The sequence below is a fragment of the Sphaerisporangium fuscum genome (genome assembly GCF_018531465.1).
Taxonomy (GTDB): Bacteria; Actinomycetota; Actinomycetes; order Streptosporangiales; family Streptosporangiaceae; genus Sphaerisporangium; species Sphaerisporangium fuscum.
This window is the reverse complement of the sequence record NZ_JAHDTF010000046.1, coordinates 22,224-46,451: the sequence shown is the minus strand read 5'-3', so window position 1 is coordinate 46,451 and position 24,228 is coordinate 22,224. Positions and strand designations below refer to the sequence as shown.

Below are 24,228 nucleotides of genomic sequence, written 5' to 3'. Positions count from 1 at the left end.
GCCACGCGGTCTGGTCGGCGTATGGGTGCGGGGGTCCCAGGAGGCGTCGTGTTCCTGCTTCGTGAGCTCAGGACTTCGGTCGGCATGCTCGCGTCCATGCTCCCGGAGGGCGTCCGCGAGGTGCTGCCCTGCCCCCGCCAGGTGCACCGGTGCGCGGGCGGCCTCCGTGTCGAGCTGCGGCACCTCGGCGCCCCCGGCACCTCCGAGCGGGCGACCGAGCTGGAAGAGCGCCTCTGCGCGCTCGACGGGGCCGGCCGCGCCGAGGTGAACGGCGCGCTCGGCTTCGTCTTCGTCGAGTGCGACCCGGATGCGGCCGACATTCGCGGGCTCACGGCCGTGGTCGACGAGTTCGACACCCTTGAGCGGGACGCCGCGGGAAGCGGCGGGGCCGGGCCCCGGAGGGCCCGGCATCCCGTCGAGCAGCGCGCCGCCGCGCTCGTGGAACTCGGCGCCGGGCTCCTCGGGCTCGGTCTCACGCTGGCCGGTCAGGCCGTGCAGACGACCAGAGCGCCCGCCACGCTGCCGGCGCTGCTGCAGCTGGCCGAGTCGACCCCCCGCGTGCGGCACGAGCTGGAGCGCCGTCTCGGACGCCCCACCGCGAACCTGCTGTTCGCCACCACGCGCTTCACCGTCCAGGCCATCGCGATGCGCCCGCTCGCCATGCTCATCGACTCCATGGGCGCCGCCGGCCGCTATATCGAGGCGCACGCGAACGGCCAGGCGTGGGCGGCCCGCGAAGAGGAGTTCGCGGTCAGGAAGGGCGCCTACCACCACATCTGCCCGGACCTCGTCTCACCGCGGCCCGCGCCCCTTTCGTACGGGCCCATCGAGCGCCTCTCCGACACCGCGGCGGTCGGCGCGCTCGCGTCGTACGGGCTGACGTCGGTGGTGAGCCCCGACCGGGAGCGGGCCCTGGGGATGCTGGTCACCAACACGCCGAAGGCCGCCCGGCTCGGCCGCGAGGCCTTCCTCATCGCCCTCGGCCGAGCCCTCGCCAGGCGCGGCGCCCTGGTGCTCGACCGCGACGCGCTGCGCCGCGCCGACCGCGTCGACACGGTCGTCTTCGACGCCGACGTGCTGACGCTGGACGCCTGGACGATCCACGAGGTGATCCCCGTGGGTTCCGCCCCCGGCGTCGACACCGACCAGCTGCACGCGCGCGTCTACACCCTCCTCGAAGGCGCGGACGCCACCGCACGCCGAGAGCAGGGCGACTGGGCGGTGACGCCGCTGCCGTCGGTGCCCGACGAGGCCTCCCACTGGCGCGAGCAGGACGTGTACCCGACCGCGGTGAGCTACCAGGGCCGCAGAGTGGCCCTGGTCGGCATGGTCCCCGAGCTCCACCCCTACGCCGAGGCGCTCGTCGAGGCCGCGCGCCGCGCGTGCCGGGTGCTCCTTGCGGGCGGCCATCCGAGCCTGGCGTGGCGTCTCGGCACCGGCGAGCCCGTCGAAGGCGGCGCCCGGCTGCCCGCCACCGTCCGCGGCCTGCAGGCGGAGGGGCACGGGGTCGTCCTGGTCACCCGGTTCTCGCGTCGCGGGCTGCGCGAGTCCGACATCGGCATCGGCCTGCTGACCGGGTCCGACCGGCTGCCATGGGAGGCGGCCGTGCTGGGCACCGCCGAGGCCGTCCACCTCCTGCTGAAGGCGCTCCCCGTCGCCAGGACCACCAGTAAGCGCAGTGTGAAGGCCACCGTCGCCGGGATGACCGCCGGGAGCGCTCTGACCCTTCTCGGGCCCGCCACCGGCGCCGTGCGGCGCGTCCAGCTCCTCGGCGACGCGACCTCGCTGCTCAGCTTCGGCGCCGGCGCGTGGACGGCGCGCAACCTCGGACGCGACCGGCTCCCCCAGCAGGTCGACCGCACCCCCTGGCACGCCCTTCCCGTGCAGGACGTGCTCACCCGCATCTCCTCCGCCCCCACCGGGCTCACCGAGGCCGAGGCCACGCGCCGCAGGACCGCTCCCGGGGAGGAGGACGGCGGCAGGCCGCTGTCGCTGATGCGCGCCACCGCCGAGGAGCTCGCCAATCCGCTGACCCCGGTGCTGGCCGCCGCCGCGGGGGTGTCCGCCGTCGTGGGCTCCGTGCTGGACGCCGCGTTGATCGGCATCGTGCTCGGCGTCAACGGGCTCATCGGAGGGGTGCAGCGCAGCAACGCCGACCGCGCGCTCACCCGGCTGGCCGGAGCCGCCGCGATCCGCGTACGGCTGCGCCGCCCCCAGGGAACGGTGAGCGCGACCTCGGGCGACCTCGTGCCGGGCGACGTCATCGAGCTGCGGGCGGGCGACGCCGTACCCGCCGACTGCCGCGTCATCAAGGCACGCGGGCTGGAGGTCGACGAGGCGCCGCTCACCGGCGAGTCGCAGCTGGTCTCCAAGTCGCCCGCGCCCACGGCCGAGCCGGCCCTCGCCGAGCGCACCTCCATGGTGTACCAGGGCACCACGATCGCGGCCGGCTACTGCCTGGGCGTCGTCGTCGCCACCGGCGCCGCCACCGAGGCGGGACGCACGGCCCGGATGAGCACCCGCGAGGCGCCGCCGACGGGTGTCGAGCTGCGGCTGCGCGCCCTGAGCCGGCAGATCATGCCGCTCGCCATCGGGTCCGGCGTCCTGCTGATGCTCACCAACCTGCTGCGCCGCTCCAGCGCCGCCGCCGCGGTCGCCCCGGCGGTCAGCCTCGCCGTGGCCGCCCTGCCCGAGGGGTTGCCGTTCATCGCCACCGTCGCCGAGCTGTCGGCGGCCAGGCGGCTGTCCGCCCGCGAGACGCTGGTGCGCAACCCGTCGACCATCGAGGCCCTGGGCCGGGTCGACGTGCTGTGCTTCGACAAGACCGGCACGCTCACCGAGGGACGCATCAGCCTCGGACGCGTCTCCGACGGCCGGGTGGAGCATCCGGCCGAGAACCTCCCGCCGGAGTTCCGGCACATCCTGGCCGCCGCGCTGCGCGCCGGTCCCGAGCCGAGCGGTGAACGGGTCGTCCCGCACCTCACCGACCGCGCGGTGCTGGAGGGGGCCGACCGGCTGGGCGTCACGCCGTCCGAGGGGCCGGGCGGCTGGGAGCGCGTCGCGGAGCTTCCCTTCGAGCCCGCGCGCGGCTACCACGCCGTACTGGGGAAGATCGGGGACGGGCACCTGCTCAGCGTGAAAGGCGCGCCCGAGGTGGTGCTCACGCGGTGTGCCACCGTCCACGGCGACGGCGAGGAGACGCCGCTGGACGAGGTGGCCAGGCGGTCGCTCGCCAAGGAGGTCGACCGGCTGGCGCAGCAGGGCTACCGGGTGCTCGCGGTGGCCGAACGGCCCGCCTCCAACCGCGGCGACCTGGACGAGTCCCGTATCGGCGAGCTGTGCTTCCTGGGTTTCCTCGGGCTGGCCGACCCGGTGCGCCCGACGGCGGCGCAGAGCGTACGGCGGCTGGCACGGGCGGGCGTGCGGGTCGTCATGATCACCGGGGATCACCCGAGCACGGCCGAGGCCATCGGCGCCGAGCTCAACGTGCTCAACGGCATGCGGGTCATGACCGGCCCCGAGCTGGACGAGATCAGCGACGAGGCGCTCGCCGACGCGCTCCCGGAGGTGTCGATCTTCGCCCGCGTCACCCCGGCGCACAAGGCGCGCATCGTCGCCGGGCTGCAGCGCGCGGGCAAGGTCGTGGCGGTGACCGGCGACGGCGCCAACGACGCCCCGGCCATCCGGCTGGCGGACGTCGGCGTGGCGCTCGGCTCCCGCGCCACCCCGGCCGCGCGGTCCGCCGCCGACGTGGTGGTGACCGACGACCGCATCGAGACGATCGTCGAGGCCATCGTCGAGGGCCGGGCGATGTGGAGCTCGGTCCGGGACGCGCTCAGCATCCTGCTCGGCGGCAACCTCGGCGAGATCACCTTCACCGTCGGGTCGAACCTGATCCTCGGCCGCAACACCCTGAACGCCCGGCAGTTGCTGCTGGTCAACCTGCTGACGGACATGCTTCCCGCCCTGGCGATAGCCGTGCGACCGCCGAGCGCGACAAGCCCCGAGAAGCTCCTGCGGGAAGGCCCGGAGGCCTCGCTCGGCGCCGCCCTGAACCGGGCGATCTACGTACGGGCCGGGGCCACCGCGGCGTCGGCGGGGGCGGCGTGGCTGCTCGCGCGGGCGACGGGCACGGCGGGGCGGGCGGACACGGTCGGCCTGATCGGCCTGGTCGCGGCCCAGCTGATGCAGACTCTCATGGTGGGGGGCAGGGATCCCATGGTCATCGCCGCGGCGTCGGCGTCGATGGCGTGCCTCTTCGTGGCGGTCTCGACTCCGGGGCTGAGCGGGCTGTTCGGCTGCCGGCCGGTGGGGCCGCTCGGCTGGGCGATCGGGCTGGGCAGCGGCGCGGTGTCCGGGCTGGCGGGCCGGTTGATCTCGAAGATGGAGGCGGAGCCGGCACCGGCGGAGGCGGAGCCCGTACCGGCGGCCACGTGATCAGCGGGCCGACAGGCAACCGCCACACATCGTTCATCTGGCGTTCATCTTGAAATGGACATCTAGCCACAAACAGGGCCGATGCTGTATACAACAGAGCAGTCCCACCAGTGAGGTTCTGATGTCCGACTTCTTCGCCGCCGTGCTCGCCAAGGCAGCCGTGATCCTCGTCGAAGCGCTCGTCGTGCGCCTTGTCCAGGTCTGGGTGGACAGGGCCATCCCCGCCGCCGCCTGACCCCCTCCGCCCGGCGCTCCCGTCCGGGCATCCGGCCCCCCACGGGCCGGATTCGGCATATCACCGGCTCGGGTCCATGATGAAGACCTTCGTCATGGAGGTTCCGGTGCCCCATCGTCCGTACGTTCTGCTGTCGGTCGCGACGTCGATCGACGGCTACATCGACGATCGCTCCGACCGTCCGCTCGCCCTGTCGAACGACGCCGACTTCGACCGGGTCGACGAGGTGCGCGCCGGCTGTGACGCGATCCTGGTCGGCGCCGAGACCGTCCGCAGGGACGACCCTCGGCTGCTGGTCCGCTCCGCCGCCCGCCGCGCCGAACGCCTCCGGCAGGGGCTCGGCGAGACGCCGCTCAAGGTCACGCTGACCGGCAACGGCGACCTCGACCCGGCGGCCCGTTTCTTCACCCTCGGCGACGTCGAGAAGATCGTCTACGTCACGGGTCCGGGCCTGCCCAAGACCCGCGAGCGGCTCGGCGGCGTGGCGACGATCGCCGACGCGGGCGACCCGCTCGACCTTCCCGGCGTGCTCGCCGACCTGTCCGCTCGCGGCGTGCGACGGCTCATGGTCGAGGGCGGCACCGGCGTCCACACCCTCTTCCTCACCTCCGGGCTGGTCGACGAGCTCCACCTGGTCGTCGCCCCGTTCTTCGTGGGCGACTCCGGCGCCCCGCGTTTCGTCGGCGACGGCGCCTTCCCGTACGGCCCGGACAACCCTCTCCGCCTCGCCGAGACCCGGCGGATCGGCGAGGTGGTCCTCCTGCGGTACCTCACGCCGTCCGGCCACGAGGGGGAGACCCCCGGTGGCTGAGGCGACCGCGGCCGACCGGCGGTGGCTGGAGGAGACGATCGAGCTCGCGCGCCGCTGCCCGGTCTCCACCACCGCGTTCGCCGTCGGCGCGGTGATCGTCGGCGCCGGCGGCGAGGTGCTCGCCACCGGATACTCGCGGGAGGGCGACCCGCACGACCACGCCGAGGAGGCCGCCCTGGCCAAGGTCGCCCCCGGCGATCCGCGGCTCGCGTCCGCGACCATCTACAGCTCGCTGGAACCGTGCACCACACGGGCCTCCCGCCCGCGCGCCTGCACCGAGCTGATCATCGCCGCCGGCATCCGGCGCGTGGTGTTCGCCTGGCGCGAGCCGGACGTCTTCGTCGACTGCACCGGCGCCGAGACGCTGCGCGAGGCCGGCGTCGAAGTGGTCGAGATCCCCGCCCTGGCCCCCGGCGTGCGCGAGGTCAACGCCCACCTGTTCCCCAGCTGAGACACCCGTCCGGCTTCGGGCCGCCAATGGTGCTTGGCGACGTGTTCGTCGATAGATCTGGACCGCGTGCGGCGTGGTGCTCAGCAGTGGGCGGCCGGTCGCGGGTCCCGGCCGAGGAAGGCCAGGAGCCGCCGATGGGCCGGGGCGTCGGCCGGGGCCGCGACCTCGGGGCCGAACATCCCCGGGCGGCGGAAGGCCTCGAAGTCCATGCCGCGCATGATCTCCAGGAGGTCCGCGCAGGCCTGCTCGTCGATGAGCGTCTCCTGCCGGGTGGCGATCGCCAGGTCGGCGCCGTGGACGAGGACCTCGGTGAGGTGGATGAGCGCGGCCATCGGCGCGGGGACGACGCCGAACCCCAGCCGCACGGTGCCCTGGAGGGCGTCCGGGCGGTGCCAGGCGGCGTGATCGAGGTCGGCGGCGGCGATGTAGGCGGCCTGCGGGTCGGTGCCGAGCCAGTCGTCCTCATGGGCTCCGCCGGCCTCGGTTCCCCCGAGCTCCGCGGCGAAGATCCGCATCCCGCCGACCAGGTGGTTGAGCTCGGTCCGTACGTCCCATCCCGGGCACGGTGTGGGGGCAGGGAGCAGGTCGCCGGTGACGCCCTTGACGACGGCGGTGGTCATGGCGAGAGCGCGGTCGATCTGATCGATCACGGTGGTCATGTCGTTCTCCTTGCAGATTCAGGCGGTCGTGCCGAAGACGTCGTCGAGCCAGTCGTAGACGCGGGCGAAGGCCAGGCGCTGGATGCCGGACTGGCAGTGGGCGTCGGAGCCATGCTCGTCGGTGAACTCCAGCAGCGTCTTGGGGCAGGTCAGGTGCTGGTACAGCAGTTCGGGCTGGCCCTTGAAGAACCCGTCGTCGGCCCCGGCGCAGACCAGGGTCGGACAGGTGATCTTCTCGGCGACGCCGTCGCGCACGTGGAAGTCGAGATAGGCGGCGCCGAACGCGCGCGGGGTGTCGACGTTCAGAGCGAACATCCCGTGTTCCATGGCCCAGCGCATCATGGGAGCGGCGGCCATCGCCGCCTCCAGCATCGCATCCAGCTCGGGGTCCTGGTCGGCGCGCAGCCGCCGCTCGGCCTCGGCGCGGGGCAGCGGGATGCTCGACGTGGCGATGACGCCCAGATCGTAGATCCCGTCCAGGGTGATGAGGGCGGCGACGCGATGGTCGAAGGCCGCGGCGCGCGGCATGAGCACGCCGCCCATGCTCGCGCCGAACAGGGCGATCCGGGTGGGATCGACCTCGGGCCGGGTCAGGGCGTGGTCCAGGACGGGACCGACCACGTTCTCCCAGTCGGGACGGAACACCAGCCCCTGGTGGTAGCGGGTGCCCGGCTGGCCGGGGCCGTCGAAGGACAGCACGGTGTAGCCGCGTTCGACGGCCGCGGCGGCGCCGAAGAAGTGCATCTCTTCCACCGTGCCGTCGAACCCGTTGCACATCACCACGGTCGGCCGCGGCGCGCCGGAGTCATCCGCCCGGTAAAGGTAACCGGGCAGGACGCCACCCTCGTACGGGATCTCCACCGGCTCGACGGCCGGGGTGAACAGCGCGGCGGCCTGCCGGAAGCAGGCGACCGAGGCGTCGTAGGCGTGCAGGATGCGCGCGTCGGCGGCGTCGCCGTGCAGGAAGAACTCGGCGCAGCGGTAGTAGTTCGACGCGCGCAGGAAGGCGTCCCGGGCGCTGATCCGGTGCCCGGCGGCCAGGGCCGTCCGCCCCTCGGCGGCCACCCGGTCGGCGGTGGCCAGCCACTCATCGTGCCAGCTGTCGTAGTCACCGGCCGTGATCCGCCGCGCGGTCACCACGACCTCGCCGAAGTCGGCACCACCGTAGGCGATGTGCCCGAATGTGCGCAGGGTCTCGTACCAGAACTGCGGGTTGCCGGAGAAGAACAGAGGCTCCACGATCGCTCCTAAAGCAGTTGTTGACTGCGTTTAGGAGGACCGTACAGTTATGGAATCAGCAAACGCAAGTCAGAGCTGCGTTAAGGTGGAAGCGTGGAAGAGGATCGACAGCCGGCGCGGCGGCCCGGAGGGCGCAGCGCGCGCGTCCGTGCCGCGGTGCACCAGGCGGCCACCGACCTGGTCGCGGAACGGGGATACGGCAACTTCACCGTCGGCGAGGTCGCGGCACGCGCCGGGGTGGCCGACACGAGCATCTACCGCCGCTGGGGCACCCTCGAGGCCCTGCTCGTGGACGTGGCGATCACCTGGCTCACCACCACCTCCCCCATCCCCGACACGGGGAGCCTGGAGGAGGACCTGCGCACCTACGCGGCCAACGTCGCCCGCGACGTCACAGGACCCGACGGGCTGGCCGTCCTTCGCCTGGTCATCGCCCTGTCCAGCGCGGGCGAGGCGGGCGGCCGGGCACGCGACGAGTTCCTCGCCGAACGCGGGCGCCAGCTCCAGGGCATGCTCGACCGGGCCCGCGAACGCGGCGAACGCCCACCGGGCGGCATGGAGATCCTCGACCACATTTTGGCCCCGATGTACATCCGCGTCCTGTTCGGCCTGGGACCACTCACCCCCGGCTACGTCGACTCACTGGTCGACCATCTGCTGCTGTCCCTCGCCCGGAGCACGGAGCCGCACTGACGCGGAACGCAACGACGGTTCCGTCAGCGGCCCTGCGCGCCCGGCCGTGCGAAGAACTCACGCATGGTGCCGGCGACGAGAGCGGGATTCCCCCCTCTGTTCCGGTTGCCGGAGCCGCCCTGGTTGAGCTTGGGGAACTCGACGCGTTCGACGTGCGGCAGGACCTGCTCCAGAGCGTCGAGAGCGGTCTTCATGTAGGCGGGGCTCCTGCCACCGCCCATGAGCAGGACGTCGGCCTTGACGTCCTCGTAGCGCCGCCACTGGTCCAGCGTTTCGACCACGAGCCGCGCGTCGTAGTGGAACGTCGGCACGAGCCGCACCATGTCGCCCAGCATGATCCGCGCCATGGTCCTGATCAGCCATCGGGGCAATGTGTGGCCGAACTGCCGGGTGGCCTTCGTCGCGATGACCAGCGCCTCCAGGCGATCCCCTTCGGCGATCTTCTTGTCGAACGGCGTCAGCCAGTCCACCGGGAACGAGCCGTTGATCGAAAGAGGCGGCTCGTAGATCGCCATCTTGCGCAGCTCCGGCAGTTCGAGGCCGGCCTGCAGGCAGATGATCGCCCCCGAGCTCACGCCGAAGGCCACTTCGGCACCCGTCTCGTCGAGCAGCGCCTTGACGTCCTCGACTTCTTTGCGCAGACAGTAGCCCTCCCCGTACGGGCCGCTCATGCCGCGCCCGCGGCGGTCGGGAAGGTAGACGGTGAAATCGCCCGCCAGCTGTTCGGCCAGCTGTAAGTGGTGCTCCGCCGTCTCCATGCCGCCGTGGAGGAGTACGAGGCCCGGCCCGTCTCGCCCCACCTGGAGATAACCGACCGTGGTCCCGTCCCGCGAGGTGACGGAACCGGCGGTGTGCGATGCGCTGACGTCCTTCACGAGTCCACTCTCCAGCTCAGACAGCTTTACCGCGCTCCTATAACGCGATATAACTCGATGTTAGAGGTCACGACATATCGCGTCAACGCCCGAGCCGCTCCGCCGAGCCCCTCCTCACCCCGGCCACAACCCGCCATCCCGGCAGCGAAGATCGTCACAGGCCGCCACGAGCCCCGGCTTCATCGAGGCTTCGGGCCGGCCCCTGACGGCCGCACCCTTCACCCTCCTACCGCTTGTATTTCACCTGGAACCAAACCGTCCGGCCTCTGTGATGGTCGTACGTCCCCCAGGCGCTCGAAAGTGTTTCCACGAGCATGAGCCCCCGCCCGCCTTCGGTGAAATCCTCCTGCCTGACGCATGGAGTCGTCTCGGCGCCGGCGTCCACGACGTCGACGTGAATGAAGTCGTGGCAGTCGGCCAGCGCCACGATGACTTTCCCTCCACACCTGGAGTCCGAATGCACCACGGCATTCGTGACGACCTCCGAGGTCAGCAGCGTCACGTCATCGAAGGCCGGGTGGTCCTCACGCAGTTTCCTTCTGATGAACTCACGCGCTCGAGCTACGGACTCGGGGGAACCAACAAGATCGATGACGCCTGGCAGAGTCCCGGCGGTCACGCCTTTGCCTTTCATCCCACGAACCTCGAAAGCGATCCCAAATAGGGCATTTCGAGGATCGAATTGTGCGGTCGGGACCAGCGTCGATCGCGGTGAGTTACGAACCAACCACGTTCACGAGACGTCTCGGACGTTCCGACGTTAGGCTCAGGAACGTCCCTCACGTCCTCCCGATCGGAGGTGTACCGTGGCCAATGTCCTCCTGCGCCGTGCCATGCAGGACGCGAAGGTCACCGACCGAGACCTCGCACAGCGTTGCGGTGTGGACGTCAAAACGGTGGCACGGTGGGTGCAGGACGAGACGCGGATTCCGCATCAACGACATCAGTGGGCTGCCGCTGAGGTCCTGGGAGTTGATTCGTCGATGCTCTGGCCAGAGGCGATTCGCAACACCGTGAAAACCGGCCCCGACCGCGAGATCCTGAGCGTTTACCCCTATCGCTCGGCATGCCCGAAGTCGATATGGCGGAGCTTGATGGGCTCAGCCGCCAAAGAAATGATCTTCGCCGGTTACACCAATTACTTCCTCTGGCTGGAGCATCCCAACCTGGCGAAAGTCCTCAAGCGGAAAGCCGAGCAGGGATGCCGGATCCGCTTCCTGGTGGGCGACCCCGAAAGCGAGGTGACGCGGCACCGCGAGCAGGTGGAGGGCGTCCCGTTGACCGTCTCCACCCGAATTCGCATCACCCTTTCGGAACTGGAGCGACTTCGGGCCGTTCCCGGAATAGAAGCGAGGTTCAGCGACGACCACATCTCGATGAGCGTCTTCAGATTCGACACCGAAATGCTGGTCACACCCCATCTGGCGAGACTGGTCGGCCACGACGCCCCGATGCTGCACCTCAGACGCCGCCAGGACGACGGCCTCTTCGACCGTTTCGCCTACCACGTCACCGAGCTGTGGGACGGCGGGCGAGATGTGGCGCAGGGCGAGAACAGCTACTCCTGACGCGCGATCGGCCTGTTCTCAACGCATGTCCACCGGGCGGCCCGACGTCACGGTCGAGGACTTCGAGGTCCTCGACCGGGTGGCTCCTGATCATCTGCGGGTGGAGCTGATCAACGGTCGCGTCATCGTCACCTCGTTCCCGGACGGCGACCACGGCGAGGACATCACCGAGATCGACGACCAGATCCGGCTTCACCATCCACACCTTCGCACTCATCGCTCATGCGCTGACGTGCGGTAGGGCGAAGCACCCAGAAAAACAGCCCGAGCCGGAGCGCCCCCAGGGCGCGGAGGCGAGGACCTTTTCCAGGTCTGAGAGGGCCTTATCCGGGGCTAGTCGGCGGTCGGCAGGGTGAGACCGACGAGTTTGGTGAGGAAGCGGTCGATCTGTTCGGCGGCGGGGGGCCACCGCAGGTCGGGCTCGTTGATGCGCTGGGACAGCATGCCGTTGACGGCGGCCCGCAAATCGATGGCGACGGTGGCGGCGTCGCCGGGCGGGGCGGCGCCGGCGTCCATGCAGCGCCGCACCGCCGTCGTCGTCCGCTCGACCAGCACCTCCTTGAACGGCATGCCGAGCCGCCGGTGCACCTTGCTCTCGTGCAGCACCTTGTAGAGCCCCGGATGCGCCTCCGCCCAGGCGGCCTGCGCCAGGATGCGCGCGCGTAGCCGCGCGGCCGGGTCCTCGTGTGCGGCCTCGGCGGCGTCCCCGGTCCGCACCAGTTCCTCGTGGCAGCGGCGCATGGCGGCCTGCACCAGGGCGTCGCGGTCGGGGAAGTGCAGGTAGACGGAGGTCGCGGCGATCGAGACCTCGCGGGCCACGGCGCGCAGGGACAGGGCCTCGTCGTCGGCGAGCTCGTCGAGCATGCCCACGGCCGTCGTGACGATCTCCTCACGCAGCCGCTCGCCCTGCCCGCGGGCGTTGGGCCGGCGGCGGGTGGCGGCGCTGGGGGCCGGGGTGGTGTCCATGACCGCGCCATTGTATCGAGATCGACATTGGGCTACAGTCGTAGCGCTACGCCTGTAGCGCTACATATGAACAAGGAGAATCACCATGACCCTCGCAACCGGCGCCTCCCCCCGCGACCGGGTGATCGCCCTCGACCCCGTCTTCGCCCAGATGGCCGTCGCCACCGTCGAGCACGCCTGGGCGCTCCCCCAGCTGAGCGACCGTGAAAAGGTCCTCCTGGCCGTGACGGCGGACGTCTGCCAGCAGAGCCTCGGCCTCCCGTTCGAGATCCACGTACGCGGGGGGATGGCCCGGGGGGTGTCGACCGCCGACATCCGCGCACTGCTGCGCCTCATCTCGTACGACAGCGGGTACCACGCCGCGCTGGCCGCGCTCGAACGGCTGGCCGAGATCGAGGCGGCGGACGGCCTCCCCCGCCCGGACGCCGAACCGCTGGCCCCCGAGCTGCTGCTGACCGGCCCCGGCGCCGCGCCCACACCCCTGCCCGAGCCGGTCCGCGCCCACCTCCTCGCGCTGGACCCGCACTTCACCGAATGGTTCGAGCTGCAGTCCCGGATGCGGACCGGCTACGGCCCCGGCACCCTCTCGGTGCGGGAGCGCGCGTTCGTGACCATGAGCATCGACGTGCACTACCAGACGCTGGACGAGACGTTCCGGATCCACACCGGCCGCGCGCTGGGCGCCGGCGCGTCGCACGACGACGTGCGGGCCGTCCTGCGCTTCAACGCCCAGTTCGGCGCCACGAGGGCCTGGCAGGCCTGGAAGGCCCTCAACGCCCACCTGGCGGAAGCCGGCGCCGCCTGAAACCCGAGCGCCTCCCGGAGAATGTGATCTACCTGGTCAACGCTCTCGTCTCGTCCGGTTAAGCTGCATGGCGAGCCATTCACGGCGCAACAGATCATCCATGAGGGAGACACTGCACATGTACAAGGAGTTCGCGGTTGAGGCCGTGATGTGGCTGATCCCGGTCGTGATCCTGCTCGGCATCGCTCTCCTGGTCACCGCGACCGCCTGACCTTCACCGGTCCAGAAGTCCGGTCAACGGCGCACGCCATCGGCGGGCGCCGTTGTTCTGCTGCCGATCATCCGGCGGCCCGCGTGGCGCGGGCGCCCACCTCACGCAGGTACGCCACCAGCTCCGGCGGCTCGTGCACCTCGAAATCGCAGCCGAGCATCAGCAGGCGTGCCGCGAGCCATTCGAGCGTGTCGGCGTGCCCGCGCAGGCGGCAGCTGTGCTCGTCGACCGGCTGGATGCCGGCCGCCGTCGCGCCCAGCCGTGCGGCCGCCTGCCCGGCCGGAAGGCGCAGGGTCGCCACCACCTCGTAGGTGGGCGCCGATGAGTGCAGCTTGCGCCTGACGAACGCCGCCGGGTCCTCCTCGGGCGGCACCCGGGCCGGGACGCGTACGCCGGTCGGCCGCGCGTCACTGATCCGGTCGGCGCGGAAGACGCGCCAGTCGTCGCGGTCGTTGTCGTAGGCGAGCAGGTACCAGCGACGCCCGGCGGCGACCAGGCGGTACGGTTCGGCCTGACGCCTGCTCTCGGCGTCGTCGGCGGCGCGGTAGGCGAAGCGCACACGTTCACGGTTGGCGACGGCCGCGGCGAGCACCACCAGAGTGCGCGGGTCGACGCTCGCCTCCTCCCCGCTCAGCATCGGCACCGTGGCGGCGCCGAGCGTCCCGACCCGGTGCCGCAGCCGGGACGGCAGCACCTGCTCCAGCTTGGTCAGGGCCCGCAGGGACGCCTCCTCGATGCCGTCCACCGGGTGCCCGGCGGCGGTGCGCAGGCCCACCGCGATGGCCACCGCCTCGTCGTCGTCCAGCAGCAGCGGCGGCATGGCCGTGCCCGCGGCCAGCCGGTATCCGCCGGCCGCGCCCATGGTCGCCTGCACCGGATATCCCAGGTCGCGCAGTCTTTCGATGTCGCGGCGGACCGTGCGGGGACTGACCTCCAGACGCTCGGCCAGCTCGCTGCCGGGCCACTCGCGTGGGGTCTGCAGCAGGGACAGAAGTCGGAAAAGGCGTTCGGGACTGTCGCTCACGGGATCCATCATGCACCGCTATGTAGGACAGGATCCGACCTACATGGTCTCTATCGTCGGTCAGGTCACCGCGACGCACGAGGAGAGATCCATGAGCACCGAGATCCGGCCGTTCCGTATCGACATCCCGCAGACCGACCTGGACGATCTGCACGACCGGCTCGCCCGCGTCCGCCCGACCCGGCAGCTGCCCGGAGAGGGATGGAGCCGCGGCGTCCCCGTCACCGTCCTCGAGGAGCTCGCCGGGTACTGGCACAAGGAGTACGACTGGCGCCGGCACGAGGCCCGGCTGAACGAGTTCCCCCAGTTCACCACGGAGATCGACGGCCAGGAGATCCATTTCCTGCACGTGCGCTCCTCGGTCCCCGGCGCGCTGCCGCTCGTCCTGAACCACGGCTGGCCGAACTCCTTCGTGGAGTTCGCCGAGCTCGTCGGGCGGCTCACCGATCCGGCCGCGCACGGCGGTGACCCCTCGCAGGCGTTCCACGTCGTCGTGCCCTCGGTGCCGGGCTTCGGATTCTCCGCGCCGCCGCGCGACACGGGCTGGAGCGCCGCCCGCGTGGCCGGGCTGTGGGTGGAGCTGATGCGCCGCCTCGGGTACGACCGGTACGGCGTCCAGGGCGGGGACTTCGGGGCGTACGTCGCCCCCGAGATGGCCAAGGCGGCCCCGGACGAGGTGGCCGGCGTCTACATCACCGCCGGCCTCGGTTTCCCGACGCAGGACGACCTCCCGGAGATGACCGAGGAGGAGCGCGAGGGCTACGAGCGGCTCATGGGGCAGGACTGGATGAACGGCGTGGACCACCACGGGCTGCTGCGCGCGGCGCCGCAGACCTTCGCCTACGGATGGCACGACTCCCCGGTCGCCGCGCTGGCCTGGATGACGCAGAAGTTCCACGAGTTCAACGCCTCGGACGAACCGCTGGACCAGGTGATCGACCGGGACCTGTTCCTGACCAACCTGAGCCTGTACTGGTTCACCGGGACGTTCGGCTCCTCGGCCTGGCCGTACTACGAGAGCACCGGATTCGGCTGGCCGGAGGGGCAGAAGGCCGTGCCGACCGGCGTGTACAGCGGGCCGCCCGGCATCCGCCGGCTCGCCGAGCGCACCAGCACCATCGTCCACTGGCCCGAGGACAACCCCGGCGGCCACCACTTCATCGCCATGGACCAGGCGGGCCACTTCGCCGCCGACCTGGGCGCGTTCTTCGCCAAGGTCCGCTGACCGCCACCGGCCGCGCCGTCCCTCCGGGGGGGCGCGGCCGGGACATTTGTACCGCCGAGCCATGGACAGGTCGCTCTGCCGGGCGGACGCCGGTTCTCGCGAAGCTTGTCGCACAACGACGGCGAGACCCGCAGGAGCCCCCGAATGGCGCAGACCACCATCCCCGAAGCGACGGCGAAGCCGCAGGGCAACCCCCTGATCCAGACGCTGAAGCCGCTGGTGCTCGACGTCGCCGTCCCCCTCGGCACCTACTACCTCCTGAAGGACGGCCTCGGCCTCGACCTCCTCACCTCGCTCGCGCTGAGCAGCGTCGTCCCCGCCGTCCGCACGCTGGCCGGGATCGTCCGCGACAGGACGTTCAACGGGCTCGCCGGGCTGATGCTGGTGGTCAACGTGGCCGGCATCCTGCTCACCTTCGTCGCCGGGGACGCCCGGCTGATGATGGCGAAGGACTCCGCGATCAGCAGCGTGATCGGCCTGTCCATCCTGGTCTCCGCGTTCCGCGGCAGGCCGCTGATGTCGGCGGGTCTCAAGCCGTTCGTCACCAAGGGCGACCCGGTGAGGACGGCCGCCTGGGACCGGCTGTCGGCCGGTTCGCAGCGGTTCCGCCGGGCCGAACGCCTGTACAGCATGATCTGGGGTGGCGCGCTGCTCGCCGAGTGCGCCGCGAGGATCATCGGCGCCTTCACGCTGCCGATCTCGACCATGGTCTGGCTGTCCACCGTCATGCTCATCGGCGCCATCGTCCTCGCCATGATCGTCAGCGGCGGGGCCGCTTTCGACCCGATGCAGAAGATGATCGACGCCGAGGCCCGGAAGGCCTGACATCCTCCCTACGAAAGGAGCACCATCATGCGCGGCAAGGGCATCAACTACGACACCGGTTTCTTCCCGGCAGGCAGGAACTCCCGCGAGCACTTCGACCCCGAGGTCGTCCGCCGGGAGATGCGGGTCATCGCCGACGACCTGCGCTGCACCGCCGTCCGGATCACCGGCGGCGACCCCGGGCGGATCGAGGTCGCGGCCCGGCACGCGGCGGACGCCGGCCTTGCGGTCTGGTTCTCCCCCTTCCCCTGCGAGCTCGGCCCGGAGGAGTTGCTCCCGTTCTTCGCCGACTGCGCGGAGCGGGCCGAGAAGGTGCGGCGTGGCGGGGCGGAGGTGGTCTTCGTGACCGGCTGCGAGATGAGCCTGTTCGCCGCCGGGTTCATCCCCGGCGAGGACTTCCACAAGCGGATCGACGCGCTCATGTCCGGCGACCCGAAGGTGTACGAGGCGATGGCCACGCTGCCCGCCCGGTTCAACGCCTTCCTCGCCGAGGCGGTCGCGACCGTACGGAAGGTGTTCGGCGGCCAGGTCAGCTACGCCTCCGGCATGTGGGAGAACGTCGACTGGACGCCCTTCGACATCGTGGCGCTCGACGGGTACCGCGACGAGGGCAACGCCGCGAGCTACCGGGACGAGCTGCGGTCGTACTTCCGGCACGGCAAGCCGGTCGCGGTGACGGAGTTCGGCACCTGCGCGTACACCGGCGCCGGGGCGCGCGGCGGGATGGCCTGGGCGATCGTGGACCACGAAGCCACGCCTCCGCGTCTGAACGGCGACTACGTCCGCGACGAGGACGAGCAGGTCCGCTACCTCACCGACCTGCTGGCGATCTTCGAGGAGGAGGCCGTGGACACCGCCTTCTGGTTCACCTTCGCCGGCTACCACATGCCGTACGACCCCGACCCGCGCCTCGACCTCGACCTGGGGGCGTACGGAGTCGTGCGGGTGCTGAAGGACGGCACGGGCACCGCCTACCCGGACCTGGCCTGGGAGCCGAAAAAGGCCTTCCACGCCCTCGCCGCCGCCTACGGCGGCCCTTCACCCGCGCGGTGATCGCGCTCGCGCCGCCGGTCTAGTGTGAGAGGGACCGCAGGGGTCAGGAGCACCACAGCCGGTGGCCGGCGAGCAGAGCGAACGCGGGGGGATCTCGATGAACCGCTTGAAGGACGCGACCAGCCCGTACCTGCTGCAACACGCCGACAATCCCGTCGACTGGTTCGAATGGGGCGAGGAGGCCTTCGCCGAGGCGCGGCGGCGGGACGTCCCGCTGCTGATCTCGGTCGGCTATTCGGCCTGCCACTGGTGCCACGTCATGGCGCACGAGAGCTTCGAGGACCCCGAGACCGCCCGGATGATGAACGAGCGGTTCGTCAACGTCAAGGTCGACCGCGAGGAGCGTCCCGACGTGGACGCCGTCTACATGAACGCCACCACGGCCATGACCGGGCACGGCGGGTGGCCGATGACGGTGTTCGCCACCCCTGACGGCGACCCGTTCTACTGCGGCACCTACTTCCCACGGCCGCAGTTCCAGCGGCTGGTCGCCGGGGTCGGGCAGGCGTGGGCGACCGACAGGCAGGCCGTGCTGTCGCAGGGCTCGAAGGTGGTGGAGGCGCTCGGCCAGGCCGCCGCGCTACCCCCCGGGCCGCTGCCGACCGCCGAGACCACGCAGAAGGCCGTACGCGACCTGGAGCGGAGCTTCGACGCGGTGCGCGGCGGGTTCGGCGGCGCGCCGAAGTTCCCGCCGTCGATGGTGCTGGCCTTCCTGCTGCGGCACGGCACCCCGGACGCCGTGCGCATGGCGGAGAAGACCCTGGAGGCCATGGCGCGCGGCGGCATCTACGACCAGCTCGGCGGCGGTTTCGCCCGCTACAGCGTCGACGCCGGCTGGGTGGTGCCGCACTTCGAGAAGATGCTGTACGACAACGCGTTGCTGCTGCGGGTGTACGCCCAGTGGTGGCGGGCCACCGGGTCCCCGCTGGCCAGACGGGTGGCGCTGGAGACCGCCGACTGGCTGCTGCGGGAGATGCGCACCTCGGAGGGCGGTTTCGCCTCGGCGCTGGACGCCGACAGCGAGGGCGTGGAGGGCAGGTTCTACGTCTGGACGCCCTCGCAACTGCGCGAGGCGCTGGGCGAGGAGCGGGGCGCGTGGGCCGCGTCGGTGTTCGAGGTGACCGAGGCGGGCACCTTCGAGCACGGCACCTCGGTGCTGCAACTGCTGTCCGACCCCGATGACGTGGCGCTGCTGGACGACGTGCGCGCGGAGCTGCTCACCGCCCGTTCGGCCCGGGTGCGTCCCGGCAGGGACGACAAGGTGGTGGCCGCCTGGAACGGGCTGGCCGTCGCGGCGCTGGCGGAGGCCGGGGCGCTGTTCGAGCGGCCCGGCCTGGTCGAGGCCGCGACCCGGGCGGCCGAACTGCTGGACGAGGTGCACATCGACGGCGGCCGGCTCGTGCGCACCTCGCGGGACGGCCGCGCGGGCGACAACGCCGGAGTCCTGGAGGACTACGGCGACGTGGCGGAGGGCTTCCTGGCCCTGTACGCGGTCACCGGGGACGCGCGCTGGTTCCATCGGGCGGGTGAGCTGCTGGAGACCGTCCTGACGCGGTTCCCCGACGGCTCCGGGGGCTTCTACGACACCCCCGACGACGGGGAGCGGCTCTTCCAGCGGCCTCAGGACCCGACCGACAACGCCGCGCCGTCGGGGCTGTTCGCGGCGGCGGGTGCGCTGCTGTCGTACGGCGCGCTGACCGGTTCGGCCCGGCACCGGGAGGCCGCCGAGGCGGCGCTGGGGACGGTGTCGGTGCTGGCCGAACGGCACGCTCGCTTCGCCGGGTGGGGCCTGGCGGTGACCGAGGCCGCCCTGGCCGGTCCGGTGGAGGTCGCCATCACCGGCGGTCTGGACGATCCGCGTACGGCCGCACTGCACCGAGCCGCGCTCATGGCCGGCGTCCCCGGCCTGGTGATCGCCCTCGGCGACGGCGAGGTGCCCCTCATGGAGGGCCGCGGCCTGGTCGGCGGGGAGCCCGCGGCGTACGTCTGCCGCGGCTTCACCTGTCACGCCCCGGTCACCACCCCCGGCGACCTGAAGAGGGAACTGCTGGGTTCCAGGAGGGGGTGACCGGCGGCCGGCCCGGGAGACTAGGCCGGCGGAGGCGGGGTCTCCACGAGGTCGGGAGTGGTCTGGTCGGAGTCCGGGGGCGGGCTCTGGTCGGGGCCGCCGGTCGGGAGCGGGTCCGACGTCGGCGGGGTGTCACTGGGCTGGGGGGACGGAGCGGTGGTGGGCGGGCCGCCACGAGGGTCGCCGCCGCCGTCGCCACCGCCGCCCCAGCCGTTCTGGCGGTCCTGGCCGTTCCCGCCGTTCCCGCCGTTCTGGTCCCAGCCGCCGCCGTTGTCGCCGTACCAGTCGTCGTAGCCCTGGTTGTACGACGAGGGCGGCGGGAAGTCCTTCACCGGCTTGCCGGCCATGGCCTCCGTCATGAACGCCCGCCAGACCCGCGCGGGCAGCGAGCCGCCGTACAGAGCCCCGTATCCCGGGACGGACACCGTCTTGTTGTCGTCACGGAACATGTTGACCGCCGCGGACAGCTGCGGTGTGAACCCGACGAACCAGACGGAGCTCGCCGAGTCGCTGGTGCCGGTCTTGCCGGCCACCGGGCGGTCGTACAGGCGGGCCGCCGTGCCGGTGCCGCCCTCGACGACCTGCTGCATGGCGTACGTCGCGTCGGCCGCCGTCTGCCGGCTGTACGCGCGCACGCCCTCGGCCGTGAACTTCCTGGTCTTGCCCTGCGCGTCGGTGACCGACCGGATGACGTGCGCCTGCCGGTGGACGCCCTCGGCGGCGAAGGTCGCGAACCCGGAGGCCTGCTGCACGGCGCTGACCGACGCCGTGCCGAGGGGGAAGGTCGGGAAGTCCTTCTGCCGAGCGATCTGGTCGGCCGGGATGCCCGCGGCCTCGGCCGCCTTGGCCACCTTGGACAGGCCGACCTTCTGCGCGAGATCGACGAAGGCGGTGTTGACCGAGTTGCGCGTCGCCTCCACCAAATCGATGGCGGAGCCGAACGACTGGTCGCCGGCGTTGGGGATCGGCTGCTTGGCCGAGGCGACGCGGATCGGCGAGTTGCCCTGCACGCGGGTGTCGAGACCGTAGCCGTTCTCCAGCGCCGCGGCCAGGGTGTACGGCTTGAAGGTCGACCCGGCCTGCACCTTGGCGGAGAAGGCGTTGTCGTACTGGTTGACGGCGTAGTCCTTGCCGCCGTAGAAGGCGACGACCTCGCCGGTGCCCGGGTCGACGGCCGCCAGGCCGGTGCGCACCTTGTCGGAGGTGTCCTGCGGGAGGCTGTCGGAGACGGCGCGCGCGGCGGCGGCCATGAGCCGCTTGTCGAACGTCGTGGTGATCTTCAGGCCGCCCTGCTGGATGTCCTCGTCGCTGTAGCCGTTGCGGTTCAGCTCGGCCCGCACCTGGGCGAGGATGTAGCCCTTCTGCCCGTTGAGCGACAGAGGGTTCTTCAGCTTGGCGAGCTTGGGGAAGGTGAGCCCCGACGCCTGCGTCTGGTCGATGGCGCCGGTCCTGACCATGGCGTTCACCACGGTCTGCCAGCGGGCCTTGGCGGCGTCGAGGTCGGCGCCCTGCGGGGAGGCGAAGCGCGACGGCTGCTGGATGACCCCGGCCAGGTAGGCGGCCTCGGAGGTGTCGAGGCCGCCGACGTCCTTGCCGAAGTACGCCTGGGCGGCGGCCTGGATGCCGTAGGCGCCCCGGCCGAAGTAGATGGTGTTGAGGTACTGCTCCAGCACCCACGACTTCGGCTTCGACTGGTCGACCTTGAGCGCGATCAGGATCTCTTTGAACTTCCGGGTCGCGGAGCGCTCCTGGCTGAGCCCGCTGTAGTAGTTGCGCACGAGCTGCTGGGTGATGGTGGAGCCGCCCTGCACCTGGTTGCCCGTGACCGTCGACCACATGGCGCGCACGGTGCCCTGCAGGGACACGCCCTGGTCCTGGTAGAACGTGCGGTTCTCGACGGAGATGACGGCGTCCTGGACGACCTTGGGCACCTGGTCGAGGGAGACGCTCTTGCGGTTGACGCCCTGCCGGGCGAGCACGGTCTTGCCGTCGCGGTAGTAGATCAGCGAGCCCTGCGCGGTCGCGAGCTTCTGCGTGGAGTCGGGGATCGGCGTGAGGGCCCATGCCACGGCCACCATCCCGGCGAGGGCCAGCACCGCGATGCCGCCCGCGATGAGGAACCGGTGGAGCAGCCGACGCCTCGAGCGGCGTTTCTTCCGTCCGTCCCGCACGGCGCAACCCCCGATCTACTGCTCAGCAAACCCCCGTAAGCTGGGCGGATCGTCCAGAGTAAACGATAGATAACGATGCCGCGTGCGTCGAGCCACGTGACGCGCCCGGGAGCGGCCCGTCACGTTCGGTCGGTGATCGCGTGGAGCGCCTCGGCGAGGCCCTGCGGGTTCCAGTAGTCGCGGAAGAGGACGATCTCGCCGTCCCGGACCCGGAACACCTGCACGGACGTGCCCTGGAACGGCCGCCCGGTCGCCGTCACCGTCCCCCTGCTCTCCACTTCGACGATGACGACCTCGGGATCGGTCGTCTCGTACACCGCGCTCGCCGACAGGTCGTCGATCCGGACCCGGGGGCTGAACGCGTGGGAGGAGAAGGCGCGGATCGCGTCGCGCCCCTCGATGCGCCTGGGCATGCCGGGCGGCGCGAAGGGCAACTCCACTACGCCGTCGGCCGCGAAGAGGTCCGCGAAGCCGTCGGCGTCCTTGTCGAGGACCAGACGGCGGCGGCGGTCGATGATCTCACGCGGGGTCGGGGTGGCCATGACGGGCTCCTTTTCATTGAACGCTTGTTTACTAAACGAGCGTATAACGAAATGGAGGCCGGGTCAACGCCCGTACAATCGACCCGTGAGCGAGCCCCGACCACGCGTCTCCCGGGCGGAACAGCGCAGGAACACCGAAGCCCGCATCCTGGCCGAGGCGAAGCGGTTGTTCGCCGACACGGGATACGAGCAGACCACCATCCGGGCCGTCGCCACCGCCGCCGGGGTGAACGCGGGCCTGGTCATGCACTACTTCGGCTCCAAGGAGGAGCTGTTCCTGCGGGCCACCGCCCGCACCAGCGCCGACGAACCGGCCGGCGGCACGCCCGCGGAGCTCACCGAGCAGTTGCTCTCCACCCTGGCCGCCTCCCTCGCGGAGGAGCCCGTCGCCTCGCTGGCGGTCATGCGGTCGATGCTCACCCACCCCGGCGCCTCCCGGGCGGCCGCCGAGAACGCCGCCCGCTACAGCGAATCGCTGCGCGAGGCGATCCCCGGGGACGACGCGGGCGTGCGCGCCGCCACCATCAGCGCGATCATGATCGGCCTCGTCGTGAGCCGCCATCTCCTCAAGTTCGACGACCTGCGCGACGCCCCTCCCGAGCAGATCGTCGAACTGCTGCGCCCGTGCCTGCGGTCGCTCACCCGCGCCGACGGCTGACGGGACCGGCTGTCAGCGGTGGCGGGGCACCTCGGCCACCAGCGGCAGCACGCGGTAGGCGACCGGCGTGTCCAGGGCGATCACCGACGACGTCCGCACCACACCCTCGACGTCGACGATCAGGTCGATCACCCGTTGGAGATCGGCGTTGCTGCGCGCCACCACCCGGCACAGCATGTCCCCGCCGCCGGTGATCGTGTGGACCTCCAGCACCTCCGGAATGGCGGCGAGCAGGCTCGCCACCGGATCGTGCCCGCTGACCTGCCTGATCTGCAGGGTGACGAACGCGGTCACGTGATACCCGAGAGCGGCCGGGTCGACGTCCGGGCCGAACCCGGTGATCACGCCGCTCGCCACCAGCCGGTCGAGCCTCGCCTGCACGGTGCCCCGGGCCACGTGCAGCCTCCGGGACGCCTCCAGGATGCCGACGCGGGGCTCGGCCGCGAGCAGCTTGATGAGGCGGGCGTCGAGTTCGTCAATCGTCATGCTGTACAGGATTACGAGTCGAATCGCGGATCCGCTAGACAGACTGCCCACCCATTTGGGTAACGCTTGCACATATCGGTCACGCCATCCGAGAGTGACCTCATGAGCGATGTATTTCCCGTACACGGCATGGATTCGGTGGTCTTCGCGGTGGGCAACGCGAAGCAGGCGGCGCACTACTACTCCTCGGCCTTCGGGATGCGCCTGGTCGCGTACAAGGGCCCGGAGACGGGGAGCCGCGACGAGGCGGCGTACGTGCTCACCTCGGGCAGCGCGCGGTTCGAGCTGCGCGGCTCGGTGCGGGCGGGCACGGACCTGGCCCGGCACGTGGCCGAGCACGGCGACGGCGTGATCGACCTGGCCCTCGACGTCCCCGACGTCGAGGCCGCCTACGCCCACGCGACCGGCGCGGGCGCGCGCGGCCTGGTGGAGCCGTACACGCTGGAGGACGAGCACGGCAAGGTCGTCATGGCGGCCGTCGCGACCTACGGCGAGACCCGGCACACCCTGATCGACCGGTCGAACTACAGCGGCCCCTACCTGCCCGGCTACGTCCCCGCCGAGCCGATCGTGGAGCCGCCCGCCAAGAGGTACTTCCAGGCCATCGACCACTGCGTGGGCAACGTCGAGCTCGGCAAGATGGACGAATGGGTGGAGTTCTACAAGCGGGTGATGGGCTTCACCAACATGGCGGAGTTCATCGGCGACGACATCGCCACCGAGTACTCGGCGCTGATGTCGAAGGTCGTGGCCAACGGCACCCGCAAGGTGAAGTTCCCGCTGAACGAGCCCGCGGTCAGCCGGAAGAAGTCGCAGATCGACGAGTATCTGGAGTTCTACGGCGGGCCGGGCGTGCAGCACATCGCCCTGGCGACCAACGACATCATCCGCACGGTGACCGAGATGCGGGCGGCCGGGGTCGAGTTCCTGGACACGCCGGACTCCTACTACGACGACCCCGAGCTGCGCGCCCGGATCGGCGAGGTGCGGGCCCCGATCGAGGAGCTGAAGAAGCATCGCATCCTGGTCGACCGCGACGAGGACGGCTACCTGCTGCAGATCTTCACCAAGCCCGTGCAGGACCGGCCGACGGTGTTCTTCGAGTTCATCGAGCGGCACGGCTCCCTGGGCTTCGGCAAGGGCAACTTCAAGGCGCTGTTCGAGGCCATCGAGCGGGAGCAGGCCCGCCGCGGCAACCTCTGACCGCGTTTGGGGTGAACGCCCGC

Annotated in this window: 22 protein-coding genes; 13 read left to right on the top strand and 9 right to left on the bottom strand. The window is 71.2% G+C overall.

Annotated elements, in window-relative coordinates; all coding sequences use genetic code 11:
• Positions 1-48 precede the first annotated feature (48 nt).
• The 3 genes from KIK05_RS42000 to KIK05_RS41990 all read left to right on the top strand — a co-directional run bounded on the left by KIK05_RS42000 (position 49) and on the right by KIK05_RS41990 (position 5,934).
• Positions 49-4,437 carry an HAD-IC family P-type ATPase gene (locus KIK05_RS42000; protein ID WP_308250356.1) on the top strand — a complete coding sequence of 1,463 codons (4,389 nt, stop codon included), beginning with the start codon at positions 49-51 and terminating at the stop codon, positions 4,435-4,437.
• Positions 4,438-4,778: 341 nt separating this feature from the next.
• Positions 4,779-5,483, top strand: coding sequence for a RibD family protein (locus tag KIK05_RS41995; RefSeq protein ID WP_308250355.1), 705 nt, complete (start codon positions 4,779-4,781; stop codon positions 5,481-5,483).
• Positions 5,476-5,934 carry a deaminase gene (locus KIK05_RS41990; RefSeq protein WP_214416493.1) on the top strand — a complete coding sequence of 153 codons (459 nt, stop codon included), beginning with the start codon at positions 5,476-5,478 and terminating at the stop codon, positions 5,932-5,934. Before KIK05_RS41995 ends, KIK05_RS41990 begins: the two co-directional genes overlap by 8 nt.
• Before the next feature lie 80 nt (positions 5,935-6,014).
• Here KIK05_RS41990 and KIK05_RS41985 read toward each other — a convergent pair whose 3' ends face one another.
• Positions 6,015-6,593: a TIGR03086 family metal-binding protein gene (locus KIK05_RS41985; protein WP_214416492.1), complete on the bottom strand. Its 579-nt coding sequence runs from the start codon at positions 6,591-6,593 to the stop codon at positions 6,015-6,017.
• A gap of 18 nt (positions 6,594-6,611) precedes the next feature.
• Complete coding sequence (locus KIK05_RS41980; RefSeq protein WP_214416491.1) at positions 6,612-7,832, bottom strand: alpha/beta hydrolase family protein; 1,221 nt, start codon at positions 7,830-7,832, stop codon at positions 6,612-6,614.
• A gap of 93 nt (positions 7,833-7,925) precedes the next feature.
• Here KIK05_RS41980 and KIK05_RS41975 point away from each other — a divergent pair, with 93 nt between their 5' ends.
• Positions 7,926-8,525 carry a TetR/AcrR family transcriptional regulator gene (locus KIK05_RS41975; RefSeq protein WP_214416490.1) on the top strand — a complete coding sequence of 200 codons (600 nt, stop codon included), beginning with the start codon at positions 7,926-7,928 and terminating at the stop codon, positions 8,523-8,525.
• Positions 8,526-8,548: 23 nt separating this feature from the next.
• Here KIK05_RS41975 and KIK05_RS41970 read toward each other — a convergent pair whose 3' ends face one another.
• Together KIK05_RS41970 and KIK05_RS41965 are read right to left on the bottom strand one after the other, a co-directional pair.
• Positions 8,549-9,400 carry an alpha/beta fold hydrolase gene (locus KIK05_RS41970; protein WP_214416489.1) on the bottom strand — a complete coding sequence of 284 codons (852 nt, stop codon included), beginning with the start codon at positions 9,398-9,400 and terminating at the stop codon, positions 8,549-8,551.
• A 226-nt stretch (positions 9,401-9,626) separates the two neighbouring features.
• Positions 9,627-10,034 carry an ATP-binding protein gene (locus tag KIK05_RS41965; RefSeq protein WP_214416488.1) on the bottom strand — a complete coding sequence of 136 codons (408 nt, stop codon included), beginning with the start codon at positions 10,032-10,034 and terminating at the stop codon, positions 9,627-9,629.
• 172 nt (positions 10,035-10,206) lie between these two features.
• Here KIK05_RS41965 and KIK05_RS41960 point away from each other — a divergent pair, with 172 nt between their 5' ends.
• Both KIK05_RS41960 and KIK05_RS41955 read left to right on the top strand, forming a co-directional pair.
• Entirely contained in the window at positions 10,207-10,968 is a 762-nt protein-coding gene (locus tag KIK05_RS41960; RefSeq protein WP_214416487.1) for a DUF5919 domain-containing protein, read from the top strand.
• Between the two features lie 25 nt (positions 10,969-10,993).
• Positions 10,994-11,209, top strand: a complete 216-nt coding sequence (locus KIK05_RS41955) for a Uma2 family endonuclease (RefSeq protein WP_214416486.1) — start codon at positions 10,994-10,996, stop codon at positions 11,207-11,209.
• 92 nt (positions 11,210-11,301) lie between these two features.
• Here the strand turns inward: KIK05_RS41955 and KIK05_RS41950 are convergent, their stop codons facing one another.
• Complete coding sequence (locus tag KIK05_RS41950; protein ID WP_214416485.1) at positions 11,302-11,934, bottom strand: TetR/AcrR family transcriptional regulator; 633 nt, start codon at positions 11,932-11,934, stop codon at positions 11,302-11,304.
• An 85-nt stretch (positions 11,935-12,019) separates the two neighbouring features.
• On the opposite strand from KIK05_RS41950, the gene KIK05_RS41945 reads away from it, so the two are divergent.
• Entirely contained in the window at positions 12,020-12,739 is a 720-nt protein-coding gene (locus KIK05_RS41945; RefSeq protein ID WP_214416484.1) for a carboxymuconolactone decarboxylase family protein, read from the top strand.
• A 278-nt stretch (positions 12,740-13,017) separates the two neighbouring features.
• Here the strand turns inward: KIK05_RS41945 and KIK05_RS41940 are convergent, their stop codons facing one another.
• Complete coding sequence (locus KIK05_RS41940; RefSeq protein ID WP_372455657.1) at positions 13,018-13,974, bottom strand: helix-turn-helix transcriptional regulator; 957 nt, start codon at positions 13,972-13,974, stop codon at positions 13,018-13,020.
• Between the two features lie 91 nt (positions 13,975-14,065).
• Between KIK05_RS41940 and KIK05_RS41935 the strand changes: the two genes are divergently transcribed.
• The 4 genes from KIK05_RS41935 (at position 14,066) to KIK05_RS41920 (ending at position 19,145) form a co-directional block, all read left to right on the top strand.
• Entirely contained in the window at positions 14,066-15,199 is a 1,134-nt protein-coding gene (locus KIK05_RS41935) for an epoxide hydrolase family protein (protein WP_214416482.1), read from the top strand.
• A gap of 144 nt (positions 15,200-15,343) precedes the next feature.
• Positions 15,344-16,024: a VC0807 family protein gene (locus KIK05_RS41930; RefSeq protein ID WP_214416481.1), complete on the top strand. Its 681-nt coding sequence runs from the start codon at positions 15,344-15,346 to the stop codon at positions 16,022-16,024.
• Between the two features lie 27 nt (positions 16,025-16,051).
• Entirely contained in the window at positions 16,052-17,077 is a 1,026-nt protein-coding gene (locus KIK05_RS41925) for a glycoside hydrolase family 113 protein (protein ID WP_250564336.1), read from the top strand.
• A gap of 97 nt (positions 17,078-17,174) precedes the next feature.
• Positions 17,175-19,145 (top strand): thioredoxin domain-containing protein, encoded by a 1,971-nt coding sequence (locus KIK05_RS41920; RefSeq protein ID WP_214416480.1) that lies wholly within the window; start codon positions 17,175-17,177, stop codon positions 19,143-19,145.
• 20 nt (positions 19,146-19,165) lie between these two features.
• On the opposite strand, the gene KIK05_RS41915 is transcribed toward KIK05_RS41920, so the two are convergent.
• Positions 19,166-21,316, bottom strand: coding sequence for a transglycosylase domain-containing protein (locus tag KIK05_RS41915; RefSeq protein ID WP_214416479.1), 2,151 nt, complete (start codon positions 21,314-21,316; stop codon positions 19,166-19,168).
• A gap of 119 nt (positions 21,317-21,435) precedes the next feature.
• Positions 21,436-21,858: a nuclear transport factor 2 family protein gene (locus KIK05_RS41910; protein WP_214416478.1), complete on the bottom strand. Its 423-nt coding sequence runs from the start codon at positions 21,856-21,858 to the stop codon at positions 21,436-21,438.
• An 85-nt stretch (positions 21,859-21,943) separates the two neighbouring features.
• Between KIK05_RS41910 and KIK05_RS41905 the strand changes: the two genes are divergently transcribed.
• On the top strand, positions 21,944-22,516 hold the full coding sequence (locus KIK05_RS41905) for a TetR/AcrR family transcriptional regulator (protein ID WP_214416477.1): 573 nt from the start codon (positions 21,944-21,946) through the stop codon (positions 22,514-22,516).
• Between the two features lie 12 nt (positions 22,517-22,528).
• Here KIK05_RS41905 and KIK05_RS41900 read toward each other — a convergent pair whose 3' ends face one another.
• Positions 22,529-23,002 (bottom strand): Lrp/AsnC family transcriptional regulator, encoded by a 474-nt coding sequence (locus tag KIK05_RS41900; RefSeq protein WP_214416476.1) that lies wholly within the window; start codon positions 23,000-23,002, stop codon positions 22,529-22,531.
• A gap of 102 nt (positions 23,003-23,104) precedes the next feature.
• Here KIK05_RS41900 and hppD point away from each other — a divergent pair, with 102 nt between their 5' ends.
• On the top strand, positions 23,105-24,205 hold the full coding sequence (gene hppD / locus KIK05_RS41895) for a 4-hydroxyphenylpyruvate dioxygenase (RefSeq protein WP_214416475.1): 1,101 nt from the start codon (positions 23,105-23,107) through the stop codon (positions 24,203-24,205).
• Positions 24,206-24,228: the final 23 nt, after the last annotated feature.